This is a genomic window from Pseudoxanthomonas sp. 134C1, from assembly GCF_057773065.1.
Genome location: NZ_JBYMTH010000003.1, coordinates 35,248 through 47,708 on the forward strand (window position 1 = coordinate 35,248; position 12,461 = coordinate 47,708).

Sequence of the window (12,461 nt, forward strand, 5' to 3'; positions counted from 1 at the left end):
TCCGGATCGGCCAGCGCCACGGAATCACGGGCAAAACAATCTGATCCATTTCATGATCGCGGTGCCGTGATTCGACGCCATGTTCGAATACTCCGCGTCCATCATCCGGGGGAGAAATGAGGATTCACGTATTGCGTTCCACCGTTCTCGCGATTGCCCTGTCGTCCACGTGCGCGGCCTGGTCGCAACCGGAAGGTCGCGCGGCGGGAAGTGAGGAACGGAGCATCGCATCGGCATCGCCGCATTCCGCAGGCACCGCCACCGTTTCGGCGAAGTTCGACGAGATCATGCGACGCCACGCCATCCCCGGCGCCCAGTTGACGCATGCCCATGATGGCGCATACGACGCATACGTCCATGGAGTGATGAGCAATCGCACCGGCCTGAAAGTCACCGATCAGACGGTGTTCCAGGCGGCTTCGCTTTCCAAGGTGGTAGGTGCCTACATCACGCTCAGGCTGGTCGACCAGGGCAGGATCGATCTCGATACCCCGCTATGGGACTACTGGCACTCGAACCGGACGGAAGGCAACGCGGCCGCCCGGAAAATCACCGCCCGGATGGTGCTCAACCACACCACCGGGTTGCCGAACTGGCAGGTCTCCCCTTCGAATCCGGTGATCGACAGCACGCCGCTGGTCAGCCAGTTCGATCCCGGCGCGCGATTCTCCTACTCCGGCGAGGGTTTCTACCTGCTCCAGCGAACGCTCGAGCATGTCACGGGACTGGGCTGGAACGCGCTGGCGGAACGGGAAGTCTTCGCGAAACTCGACATGCCAAGCAGCCGTTACCTGACCGACCCGACCTTCGATGCGCTCAACGCCGCGGGCCACGAGAAGGATGGTTCCACCCGGCCGGATCGGGTATTCGCATGGGCGAACACCGCCTGGACGCTGGTCACCAATGCCCACGACTACAACAATTTCATCCAGTCGGCCCTGTACAGGGGCGAAGGACTTGAACCGTCGACGCACCGGATGATGTTCGCCCCCTCGAGCGACGCTGACGATCAATCCATTCCCAGTCCCGCGGATCCTTTCCTCGACTGGGGACTGGGTGTGGGCATCCAGTCCGCGAACGGCCGGCAGTTCGTATGGCACTGGGGCGACAATCCCGGATTCAAGGCGCTCTTCATGCTGGATCCCGCCACCGGCGACAGCATCGTCCTGTTCACCAACAGCGAGAACGGGCTCGAGACCTACCGGGAGGTGCTGGAACTGTTCCTGGGAGAAAACGATTACCCCGCCATTGATTGGGCACGCGCGCAGAGCTGAGCGATTCCCCGTGCCGCGAGTCGACGCCGCGCCGCGCGGGACGCGGTGCGGCGGTTCCATGATCGCCTGCCGGACCCGCAATCCCGACGCTTCCGGATCGCACCTGTTCAGCCGGACGGGTGTTCGTCCCGCTCCCCCTTGGATACCGCCGTCGCCAGCACCAGATCGCCGGTGACGTTCAAGGTGGTTCGGCACATATCAAGAAACCGGTCAACGCCGAGAATGATGCCGATGCTCTCCGGCGGAACGCCCACCATCGCGCAGATCAGCGCGACCACCGGCAGCGAGCCCGCCGGCACGCCCGCGGTGCCGATGCCGCCGAGGATGCAGACGAACATCACCAGCAGCTGCTGGCCGATGTCGAGTTGGATGCCGAAGAATTGGGCCAGGAACAGCACCGTCACCCCCTCGAACAGGGCGGTGCCGTTCTGGTTGGCGGTGGCGCCTACCGTCAACACGAAGCGCGAGACCTTGTTGGGCAGCTTCAGCTTCTCTTCCGCCACCCGCAGCGAGGTCGGCAGCGTCGCATTGCTGGACGCGGTGGAGAAGGCCATCACCATCGATTCCTGCGCCCGCGAGAACCAGTCCAGCGGCGACCATCCGGCATGCTTCAGCACCGCCGAGTAGACCACGACCATGTGCAGGACCAGCGCCAGCACGACCACGAATACATACGATCCCAGCCGGGCCAGCAAGTCCCAGCCGAACAGCGCGGCCAGGTTGAACATGAAGCAGAACACCGCGTAGGGCGCCAGCCGGATGACCAGACCAATCAAGGTCATCGAAATCCCCAGCAGGCCCTCCATCGCCCCCAGGAACGTGGCCGTGGCCTCGTTGCGCTTCGTCAGCACCAGCCCCACGCCCATCATCAGGGCGAAGAACATCACCGCCAGGATCTCGTTCCTGCCCGCCGCGCGGATCACGTTGTCGGGCACCAGCGACAGCAGCAGATCCATCGCGCCCGGCTTCTGCAGGGTTCCACCGACGATTGCCTGCGCGCGTTCGCTGCCTTGCGACAGCAGTTGCTGCGCGACGGCCGGATCGACGCCTGCGCCAGGCTTCAGCAGGTTGACCAGCAACAGACCGATCATCACGGCGATGCCGGAAACGACAATGGTGTAGGCCAGGGTCTTGATGCCGATGCGGCCCAACGCGCGGACATCCCCCATCTCCGCCACGCCCACGATCAGCGCGGAGAACAGCAACGGCAGTACCAGCATGAAGATCAGGCGCAGGAACAGGGTTCCCGCGGGTTGGGTGACGTAGTGGGTCAGCCACTGTACCCAGGCGCTGTCCGCACCGGAGGTGGCGTGGGCCAGCAAGCCCAGCACCAGGCCCAGCGCGAAGCCGATCGCCATCTTCCAGTGGAGGGGAAAGCCCTTGAACTGATGTGCGGCTGCTTCGGCCATGGCATACCCGGCTGTGGCTGGAATCGACTGGAGGACAACGGACGGCGCGCAGCGTGCAGTGACCGGGCCGGTGCGGAAAACCGGTGCGGTCCCGGATCACGGATGAGCGGCGTATCGCGGTTGCTTGCGGGCGTCAGCCCCATATCACCGGTGCCGGCAGCGACATGCGTCCTTGCCGGTAGAGGATGCCCCGCGGCCAGTCCTCGGACTGCAGCCAGGGACCATCCAGATCACAGATTTCGCACTGCTGCGCCAGCACCATGCCCGGCGCGACGGAAACCGATCCGCCCAGCATGCAGCCCACCATGAGGCGGAAGCCCGCCGCGCGCGCCGCGGCCGCCAGTTCCAGTCCTGCGGTGAGGCCGCCGGTCTTGTCCAGCTTGATGTTGACGAACTGGTAGCACCCGACCAGTCCCGCCAGATCGTCCCGTGTGGACAACGACTCGTCGGCGCAGATCGGAATGGGCCCGGCATACCCGGACAGGCCCCGATCGTGGCCCACGGCCACCGGTTGTTCGAGCATGTCCACGCCATAGGGCTGCAACTCCGGTACGTGGCGCAGCAGATCCTCGACGCTCCACGACTGGTTCGCATCGACGATCAGGCGCGCGTTGGGCGCTCCCCGGCGCACGGCCGCCACCGCTTCCAGCGGTGATTCCCGCCCTACCTTCACCTTGAGCCAGGGATGATCCGCATGCAGCCGCGCGGTGGCCTCGTAGGCCGCGATATCGCGGATGCCGATGGTCACGGTGCTTTCGACCGGTCTCCAGTTGGCGACACCCGCACGCTGCCAGACCGGCACGCCGGTAAGTCGGGCCTCGAGATCCCACAGCGCCGCGTCCAGGGCGTGACGCGCTCCGCCGGCCGGCAACAGCCGGAGCAGCGCTTGCCTGTCGCAGCCGCGTTCCAGTTCGGGACGCACCTGTTCGATCTGGGCGAGCATGCTTTCCGGTGTCTCGCCGTGATAGGCGACACCGCTGGACTCTCCCCGGCCGATCTCGCCGGCCTCGTGCAGTTCGACGATCACCACCCTCGCCTCGCTGCGCACACCCCGCGCGATGGCGAACGGCTCTTTCAGCTTCCAGGCGTGCTGCCTGGCACGCAGCGTGCGCACCGTCACCGCGTCAGCCCAGGATCGCGTCGATCGCGCGGTCCAGCGGCGTACGCAAGGGATCGAACGCGGGTACGCCGAGTTCACGCTCGGCCCGGGCCAGCGCATCCTGCGCCGCCGTCTCGTCCAGCGCCGCGGTGTTCAGGCTGATGCCCGCCAACCGCGCATCCGGATTGGTCATCCGGGCCATGCGCAGATACAAATCGCGGGCCTCCCGCAGGCCGGGCAGCGGATACTCCGGCCAACTGACCACGTGCGTGCGCTCCGGGTCGTGGCACAGGATCAACGCATCCGGTTGCGAGCCGTGCAGCAAGCCCAGCGTGACGCCGGCGTAGGCGGGATGAAACAGCGAACCCTGGCCCTCGATGACGTCCCAGTGATCCGCCGCCGCCGCCGGCGAGATGCACTCGGCCGCACCGGCGATGAAGTCGGCCACCACCGCGTCGACCGCGATGCCTGCGCCGGCGATCATGATTCCGGTCTGGCCGGTGGCGCGGAAGTCGGCGTCAACGCCGTGTCCGCGCATCGCCCTGGCCAGCGCCAGCGCGGTGTACTTCTTGCCCAGCGCGCAATCCGTGCCGACCATCGCCACGCGCTTGCCGCTGCGGCGCTTGCCGGTGGCGCGCGGCAGGTTTTCCGGTGGACGCCGTACATCCACCAGTCGCGCGCCCGTTCCGGCTGTCGCCTGCACCAGGCCCGGAACCGACTCCAGCGGCGTGTGCAGGCCGCTCACGATATCCAGTCCGGCTTCCGCCGCGACGACCAGCAACCGGCTCCAATGCGGAGGAATCCGACCGCCTGGCGGCGTGACACCGATCACCAGCGAGCGCACACCGGCCGCCGCGGCGTTGGCCGGATCCAGTTCCGGCAATCCGAGATCGATCGTGCCACCGGGCATCCGTGTCTGGCCGATGCAGCTTTCCGCGGCCCAGTCACGCAATCCGAATGCGGTCTTCGCCTTCAGCGGATTGGTCTCCTCGCCCAGAAACAGCAGATATGGCTGGCGCAGGATCACGTTGCCGGATGACCGGCCCATCGCGTCCTCGCCCTTCCCGCTCCCCGTGGACCGCTGCTGATCCCGTTCCGCACTTGTGTAGTCCATGATCCTGCTTGCCCTTGCCCGGCCGTCCCGGAATCCATGTCATTCGACCACAGCGGCTACGCGCTGGAATCAGAAAAAACCCGGATATTCCCGCGTTCCGGCGTTCCGTCATCCCGGCATTCCCGTGGCTTGCCGGTCTGGTGACAGGGTGTTAAAAGAACGACGATTGCCATCACGGGGGACGGGGCGCGATCGTGTCCGGAACAAGTGTTTTGCCTGTCCCGCGTACGACAGCCCGCCTCAAGGAGACGACATGTTGATGCTTGATTCCCTCAGCCCGCCGACGCCCATCGACGGCATGGCGATGGAACGCGCGGCGCTGGTGAAGTCGCTCGACATGGGGGCGCTGTGGCAATCCTGTTCGTCCCTGATCAACAAGGCGCTGCCTTGCCATTCCTGCAGCCTGCTGTTCGATATCGACGGCTACCAGCCGAACCAGGGCCGCCATCACCTGACCGAGACCCGCGACGACGGCGCCCGCCTGGTCACCAGCCTCGATGTCGCGGCGCCCTATCTGGATGCGAACCCCCGGATCCGCTGGTACACGTTCTCGCAGATCGCGTCGCAGGATGCGCTTGCGCCGGAACGGCTCCGGGCGCAGAACCCCACTCCGGGCTGGCGCGATTTCATCCATCTCGCGTTCTGGGACGGCACCCGCCTGGAGGCCGTACTGAGCATCCGCCTGCTTCCCGAACACACCGGCCTTTCGGAGCCCGAACTGTCGTTCCTGACGGACCTGTACACGCTGCTGGATGCCAGCCTGCATCGCATCCGCCTGCTGGAATCCGATCGCGTGCGGCACAAGGCCATCGAGGCGCTTCTGTACGATCTGCCGCTCGCCGCCGTGCTTGTCGACGGAAACCTGGTGCCGTCCTACATGTCGCGGGAAGCCAAGCGCGTGTGTCGCCTCTGGAGCGAGGACACCGACAGGAACGGATATCTGCCGCGCGTGCTGGAGGCGCCCCTGCGCCGGTGGATGGACGGCGTGCCGGCCGCGCCGCCGCCACCCGGCAACCGCGCCACGTTCACGCTCGAGCATCCGCGCCGCCCCGGCCAGCGCCTACGCCTGGAAATCAGTTCCGCACCGGCAAACACCTCCCGCCACGCCCAGCACCTGCTGATACTGGCGCCCGATGGTGACGAAAATGCGCAGGTCGACATCGATTCACCACGCGTGTTGCCGCTGCTGAAATGCCTTTCGCCCAGCGAAAGAAAGGTCGCCGGCCTGGTCGCCGCGGGCCTGAGGAACGAGGCGATCGCGCAGCAACTGTGCCGTTCCCGCAAGACGATCGAAAGCCAGATAAGCTCCATCTTCCGCAAGCTCGATGTCGCCAACCGCACCCAGCTGGCACGCCTCCTCAACTGAGACCGCCGCGGTTGCCCGAGTCCGTCGTCGCGCATCCCGCGGTGGCGCGGCGATCACGCCAGTTCGGGTGGAAACGGAAAAGCCACTGAATGACCCGTGGACAGCCCGCGACGGGCTCAGCCGCCGGGCACGAACAGAAAATAGTCGTACGCCGCGCGCGCCATCTGCGCGATCATCCGATCCCTGGCCTGATCGCTCTCGCCCGACTTCAGGAACACCACGACCACGACATCCCCCTCGCCTTCCGGCAGCGTGATCACGCCCACGTCGTTGATGACCTCGCCGACCGTGCCGGTCTTGTGCGCCACCGGCGTGGAGTCGGGCAACAGGCCCTTGATCCGTCCCTGCCCGGTGCGGCAATCCAGCAGGATCGCCTTGATCACGGCGGTGGTGTCGGGCCCAAGCGCCTTGCCTTCCCAGATCAGCCGGAGCAGCGACGCCATGCCCGCTGGCGTGCTGGTATCACGGGGATCCTCGTGGTACAGCCGGGTCAATCGACGACGCTCGTCCGCGCTCCGTTCCGCCACATCCAGCCGGGCGTAGTCCGCCGGGCTGACCGGCTTTCGGGGAGAGGCTTCCAGGTTCCCCAGATAGTGCGAGAGCATTTCCCATATGTAGCGGTCGACCCGGATTCCCGCCACGCCCAGCTTTCGCATCCGCGCGTCCACCGCTTCGGCGCCCCCCCCAGCCGGATCAGGATGTCGGTGGCGTTGTTGTCGCTGACGGTCAGCATCATGTGCAGCAGATCGTGGATGGTCACGGCCGAACCGGGCGTCAGGTGTGTATCCAGCGGCCCTCCCATCGCGGGATAGATGTCGCCCTCCCGCAGCAACACCGGATGGCGCAGGTCCAGCCTGCCTTCATCGACCAGCCCGAGGATGTGCACCGCGACCGGCACCTTGACCGTGCTGGCCATCGGAAAGCCGACATCCGGATTCAGTTGCGCGGTCCGCCCGCTGCGGAGATCGAGTGCATGGAAACCCACCGTTCCGTCGAACGACGACGTCAGGCGCTCCAGTTCCCGCTGCAAGCCGTCGGCGCGGGTGCGCGGGAGATCCGCCGCGATGGACGTGGCGCAGAACAGGAGGAGGATCAGGGCGGCAATGGCCGCCCGCATCGGAAAACGCGCGGTCAAACAGGCGATCACAGGGCGCCGTGGAGGCGATGGGGCGGATTCACGCATGGGGTTCTCCGTCGGTGGTTCATCTCCGCCATTCGTGGCGGCCTCGCGGGAGCGGTTCCGGCTTCCTCGCGTGGAGGTGTGTCGCCTACGGCGCGGCCGGCGTTGCTCGTTCCTGCGCTCGCGTCCGCCTGATCGCGTCGAGCACCGGCTCCAGCGGGAGCGCCGCGGCGGTGCCGCGATGGCCACGCACGGTGCGCGCGCGGAACAGCGAGTTGACGATGGCTTCCTCCGTCGCCTCGGCGGCGGCCTGGAACAGTGGCGACAGGCTTTCGCCGCTGACACTGCGCGCGGGCTGCACCGGGACCGCCGGATCGCGCCGGTTGTCCTTTGCCGTGGAGAACGCGATGACATAGTCGCCCGATCCGTTCGACATCACGGATCCGGTTCTTGCCAGCCCTACCAGCGCACGTCGCGCCAGGCGCTGCAATTGCGCCGCGTCCAACGGCGCATCGGTCGCCACCACCATCATGATGCTGCCATCGCCGGTGCTCGGGGGCGGCACGGCCTGGCTGCGTGCGTATTCGGCGGGGTCAGGCAGCACCTTCCAGACCGGCACACCGGCGATGGTCAGCTCTCCCCCGAAGTTGCTCTGGACCAGCACGCCGACGGTGTATCCGCCATCGATCGTGGCCAGTCGTCGCGAACTCGTGCCGATACCGCCTTTCCAGCCGAAGGCGACCGTGCCCGCGCCGGCGCCGACGTCGCCTTCCGCGACATCACCGTAGGAGACATGGGTCAACGCCTGCTCCACCAGTGCCGGGTTCAACGGCCGCGCACGGATGTCGCTGAGGTAGCCATCGTTGGTTTCGCCCACCACCGGGTTGATCGATCGCACCTCCTCCATGCCCGGCTGCCGCAGCAGCCAGTCCACCGTGGCATCCGCGACCTTCCAGGTACTGAGCGTGCCCGTCAGCAGAATGGGCGTCTCGAGTTCGCCCAGTTCCTGCACCTGGGTGATCCCGGCCAGTTTGCCGAAACCATTGCCGACGACGATCGCCGCCGGCACCCGCTGCCGGTACAGGTTGCCGGCATGCGGCAGGATCGCGGTGACGCCGGTGTGCAGGCGCTGGCCTTCGGCCAGCGTGGCATGGCCGACACCCACGCCCGCGACATCGGTGATCGCGTTGCGCGCGCCGGTCGGCAACGTGCCGATCACCACGCCGGCCGCGCGCGCGCGCGGCCGCGGGTCCGAGGCCGTCGCCGTCGACACCAGCCCGGCGGCCAACAGGACGAACAGGACATGCCAGCATTTCATCAATGAACGACCTTTCATCAAAGAGGCGAGCCTTGCCATGAGTGCGGAAACATCTCCCCCCCTGACGCCGGCTGCCTTTGCCAGTGAACCCGCCGGTGGCGGATGTGCGTCGGCGATGCTGGGCCAGCCTCCCCGATGGCGCATCGGGGAAAACCCTGCTTCTTGTCTGGATTGCCGCGCAGCCCCGGCACGGGATGGCGACACGCATGCGGGAGTCCAGGAGCGAATCGGACGCGTGGACCGCGGAGGATTCGACCCTGCGCGAAAAAGTGGAAGACGCGTCAGCGTCCCGCGGCGAGCAGTCCGCCCGCGGCTTCCGCGTTTCCAGCGATGCCCTCGACCGGCAACCCGGCCGCCCGCCAGGCATCGATGCCCCCCCTCAGCGGCAGCACATCGCCGTATCCCCGCAGGCGCAACTGGCGCGCCAGCCAGGCGGCGGAGACTTCGTCCGGGCACGCGCAGTAGATGACGATCTTGCGTTCACGCGGGAACATCGCGGCGATCTCGTCCAGCCGGCGCTCGTCGGCGAAGACCGCGCCGGGAATGACGAAGGGATCGATGTCGCGGAAACCCGGCGCGCGGATATCCAGCACCGCCGGTGCCGTCCCCGCCCGCATCAGCGCATCCAGTGCGGATGGATCGATGCGCGTGGACTCCAGCATCCGGAACAGCGCGCGCCGGCGCCACCAGCGATGGCCGACGTACAGCACCAGCGCCGACGCCACCAGCAGCGCCGCGCCGATGCCCAGCTGCGACAGCGCCATCAGCAGCCCTTCCACCTGGCGGGCGAAGATCACGCCCAGCGCCAATCCGACCGCCGCCCACAGGGCCGCGCCCAAGCCGTCGTAACGCAGGAAGCGCGGCAGACCCGCCTGCATCGCGCCCGACATCGGCACCGCCACCATCGACAGGCCCGGAACGAACTTGGCCACCGCCAGCACACGGATGCCGAAGCGGCCGTAGACGCGTTCGGTCTGCTTCATGCAGCTGTCGCGCGACAGCGACAACCGGCACAGCGACTGCAGGGTGCGGCCGCCATAACGGCGACCGGCGTAGAACCAGGCGGTGTCGCCGAGCAGGCTGGCCGAGACCGACACCGCCAATACGCCCAGCAACGCCGGCCAGGCCGGATCCGCGTGCAGGGCGATGCCCGCCCCGACCAGGATCAGGGTCGGCATCGCCGGCACGGGCAGGCCCAGCGACAACGCCAGCACGTTGACGAACACCAGCGCCATTCCATACCGCTCGACCAGATCCTGCATGTCCTCACCGTGGGCGCCCGGCGCGCCCCATCCACCCGCGGTAATCCTCCCGCCACGGGCCGCCCGCGACAAGCCGGCCGGCTCGCAACAATCCGTTACGTTTGCACGCGGCGGTCTTGCGACGTCGGCGGCGGTTCTCCTACGCTGGACCCGCAGCAGGGAGACGCCGATGACCAGTCGATTCGCCAGCGTGACGCCGATGGTGCCCGCCGGCCCCTCATTGGCCGAAGCCCTGGATTTCTACGTCGGCCGGATGGGTTTCCACGCGCTCTGGCAGGAAGGCGACATGGCCGGCATCGAACGCGACGGTGTCGGCTTCCACCTGGTCCGCAACGCCGAACCCCTGTGGGCACGGAACGCCAGTTTCAGCATCGGCGTGGCCGGGCTGGACGCGCTGTACGCGGAGTACCGCGACCTGCCCGCCCAGGTCGGGCCCCTGGAAATGAAGCCATGGGGGCGGCGGGAATTCCACCTGATCGTGCCACCCGGGGTGTGCTTCCAGTTCTACGAATTCGCCTGAGCGCCACGCTTCCACGGCCCGCCATTGCGGTACAGCACGATATACAGGCCGGCCACCCAGACCATGCCGGCGGCCCATCCGCCCAGGATGTCCGATGGGTAGTGCACGCCCAGATAGACCCGCGACAGGCCGACCAGCAGCACGAACGCCAGCGCGGCCAGCGCCGCCGGCCAGCGCCAGCGGGTCCGCCAGGCCAGCAGGAACACCACCATCGCCAGGGTCATCGAACCCATCGCGTGGCCACTGGGAAAGCTGAAGGTGTGCTCGGGCGCGACCGAATCCCACAGCGACGGGCGGTCACGCTGGAAGAACTGCTTGGTCGCCAGGTTCAGCAATGCCGAGCCGATGAACGAGGACGCCGCGAACAGCGCCTCGCGCCAGCGCCGCCGGGCCAGCAGCGCCAGCACGATGGCGATGTCCACCGGAATCACCCCGTACTGGTAGCCGGCCGCCGACACCCCGATGAAGAACCGGTCCAGCGCCGGCGACGCCAGCGCGTGCATCCGCCACAGCAGCGGATCGTCGAAGAAGAAGTCCTCCAGCTCGTGGACTTCGTCGGCCAGTTCCACGAACAGCCACAGCGGCGCCAGCACGCCGGCGAACAGCAGCAGCATCCGCAGGGCGCGCTCACGCAACAGCGCGAACAGGGCGTTCAGGCCCTGGGCCAGGACCTCAGAGGGCGCCACGCGCGTACTTGCGCTCGACGTAGCCGTCGATCAGGGCGATGAACTCCTGGGCGATGTTCTCGCCGCGCAGGGTCACCGCCTTCTCGCCATCGATGAACACCGGCGCTGCCGGCGCCTCGCCGGTGCCCGGCAGGGAAATGCCGATGTTGGCGTGGCGTGATTCGCCCGGACCATTCACCACGCAGCCCATCACCGCCAGGGTCATGTTCTCCGCGCCGGGGTGGCTGATCTTCCATTCCGGCATCCTGCCGCGGACATGGTTCTGCACCACCTTGGCCAGCTCCTGGAAGAACTCCGACGTGGTGCGGCCACAGCCCGGACAGGCGGTGACCATCGGGGTGAAAGCGCGCTGGCCGGTGGTCTGCAGCAGTTCCTGCGCGACGATCACTTCCTGCGTGCGCGACTGGCCCGGCTCAGGGGTGAGCGAGATGCGGATGGTGTCGCCGATGCCTTCCTGCAGCAGCACCGACAACGCCGCCGCCGAAGCGACGATGCCCTTGCTGCCGATGCCGGCCTCGGTCAGGCCCAGGTGCAGCGCGAACTCGGTGCGCTGGGACATGTCGCGATAGACCGCGATCAGTTCCTGCACGCCGCTGACCTTGGCCGACAGCACGATGCGATCGCGCGGCAGGCCCAGCTCCACCGCGCGCTCGGCCGAGTCGACCGCGGAACGGATAAGCGCTTCGCGCAGCACCCGGCCGGCGTCCCACGGCTGCTCGCGCTGGTGGTTCTCGTCCATCAGCTGCGCGGCCAGCGCCTGATCCAGCGACCCCCAGTTGGCGCCGATGCGCACGGGCTTGCCGTAGCGGATGGCGAATTCGATCAACTGGGCGAACTGGGTGTCCTTCTTCTTGCCGAAGCCCACGTTGCCCGGGTTGATGCGGTACTTGGCCAGGGCCTCGGCGCAGGCGGGTTCACCGGCCAGCAATTGATGCCCGTTGTAGTGGAAGTCGCCGATCAGCGGCACCGCGATGCCCATCATCTCCAGCTTCTCGCGGATGCGCGGGATGGCGGCGGCGGATTCGGGATTGTTGACGGTCAGCCGGACCAGCTCCGATCCGGCCCGCCACAGCTCCGCCACCTGGCGGACGCTGGCGGCGATATCGGCGGTGTCGGTATTGGTCATCGACTGCACCACCATCGGTTGCCCGCCACCGACCTTCACCCCGCCGATCCCGACGGCGTGGGTGATGCGGCGGGGCCAGGCGGCGGCGTTGGCGGGGGGCGTGGGGCGGCTGACGGCGTCGTGCATGGCGCCTATTTTAGACCGGGAACCCCGTCCCGCTGCGGCGA

The 12,461-nt window shown here is 67.4% G+C and carries 11 protein-coding genes and 1 pseudogene; 3 read left to right on the plus strand and 9 right to left on the minus strand.

From position 1 onward, the window contains the following. The first annotated feature begins 131 nt into the window (after positions 1–131). Positions 132–1,274 (plus strand): serine hydrolase domain-containing protein, encoded by a 1,143-nt coding sequence (locus AC3DEZ_RS07160; protein ID WP_488387602.1) that lies wholly within the window; start codon positions 132–134, stop codon positions 1,272–1,274. Positions 1,275–1,381: 107 nt separating this feature from the next. Here AC3DEZ_RS07160 and AC3DEZ_RS07165 read toward each other — a convergent pair whose 3' ends face one another. The 3 genes from AC3DEZ_RS07165 to AC3DEZ_RS07175 all read right to left on the minus strand — a co-directional run bounded on the left by AC3DEZ_RS07165 (position 1,382) and on the right by AC3DEZ_RS07175 (position 4,830). Beyond that, positions 1,382–2,683, minus strand: coding sequence for a dicarboxylate/amino acid:cation symporter (locus AC3DEZ_RS07165; protein WP_488387603.1), 1,302 nt, complete (start codon positions 2,681–2,683; stop codon positions 1,382–1,384). Between the two features lie 133 nt (positions 2,684–2,816). Beyond that, positions 2,817–3,797: an N-acetyl-D-Glu racemase DgcA gene (gene dgcA / locus AC3DEZ_RS07170; RefSeq protein ID WP_488387604.1), complete on the minus strand. Its 981-nt coding sequence runs from the start codon at positions 3,795–3,797 to the stop codon at positions 2,817–2,819. 10 nt (positions 3,798–3,807) lie between these two features. Further along, on the minus strand, positions 3,808–4,830 hold the full coding sequence (locus tag AC3DEZ_RS07175) for an N-acetyltransferase DgcN family protein (RefSeq protein ID WP_488387605.1): 1,023 nt from the start codon (positions 4,828–4,830) through the stop codon (positions 3,808–3,810). A 325-nt stretch (positions 4,831–5,155) separates the two neighbouring features. On the opposite strand from AC3DEZ_RS07175, the gene AC3DEZ_RS07180 reads away from it, so the two are divergent. After that, positions 5,156–6,262, plus strand: coding sequence for a helix-turn-helix transcriptional regulator (locus AC3DEZ_RS07180; protein ID WP_488387606.1), 1,107 nt, complete (start codon positions 5,156–5,158; stop codon positions 6,260–6,262). Between the two features lie 116 nt (positions 6,263–6,378). Here AC3DEZ_RS07180 and AC3DEZ_RS07185 read toward each other — a convergent pair whose 3' ends face one another. The 4 genes and pseudogenes from AC3DEZ_RS07185 to AC3DEZ_RS07200 all read right to left on the minus strand — a co-directional run bounded on the left by AC3DEZ_RS07185 (position 6,379) and on the right by AC3DEZ_RS07200 (position 9,962). After that, positions 6,379–6,918, minus strand: a complete 540-nt coding sequence (locus AC3DEZ_RS07185; protein WP_488387607.1) for a serine hydrolase — start codon at positions 6,916–6,918, stop codon at positions 6,379–6,381. Between the two features lie 26 nt (positions 6,919–6,944). Further along, positions 6,945–7,445 (minus strand): annotated as a pseudogene (locus tag AC3DEZ_RS07190) (serine hydrolase); the annotation flags it as partial. Positions 7,446–7,530: 85 nt separating this feature from the next. Beyond that, positions 7,531–8,700, minus strand: coding sequence for a DmpA family aminopeptidase (locus AC3DEZ_RS07195; RefSeq protein ID WP_488387608.1), 1,170 nt, complete (start codon positions 8,698–8,700; stop codon positions 7,531–7,533). A gap of 281 nt (positions 8,701–8,981) precedes the next feature. Beyond that, the gene (locus AC3DEZ_RS07200; RefSeq protein WP_488387609.1) at positions 8,982–9,962 is read right to left on the minus strand and encodes a DedA family protein/thiosulfate sulfurtransferase GlpE; all 981 of its coding nucleotides are present in this window, start codon (positions 9,960–9,962) and stop codon (positions 8,982–8,984) included. 169 nt (positions 9,963–10,131) lie between these two features. Here AC3DEZ_RS07200 and AC3DEZ_RS07205 point away from each other — a divergent pair, with 169 nt between their 5' ends. Then, positions 10,132–10,482, plus strand: coding sequence for a VOC family protein (locus AC3DEZ_RS07205; RefSeq protein ID WP_488387610.1), 351 nt, complete (start codon positions 10,132–10,134; stop codon positions 10,480–10,482). Here the strand turns inward: AC3DEZ_RS07205 and AC3DEZ_RS07210 are convergent. Beyond that, entirely contained in the window at positions 10,467–11,150 is a 684-nt protein-coding gene (locus tag AC3DEZ_RS07210) for a phosphatase PAP2 family protein (RefSeq protein ID WP_488387939.1), read from the minus strand. The two genes, AC3DEZ_RS07205 and AC3DEZ_RS07210, sit on opposite strands and share 16 nt — an antisense overlap. Before the next feature lie 4 nt (positions 11,151–11,154). Then, positions 11,155–12,420 (minus strand): flavodoxin-dependent (E)-4-hydroxy-3-methylbut-2-enyl-diphosphate synthase, encoded by a 1,266-nt coding sequence (ispG, locus tag AC3DEZ_RS07215; protein WP_488387611.1) that lies wholly within the window; start codon positions 12,418–12,420, stop codon positions 11,155–11,157. Between the last annotated feature and the right edge of the window lie 41 nt (positions 12,421–12,461).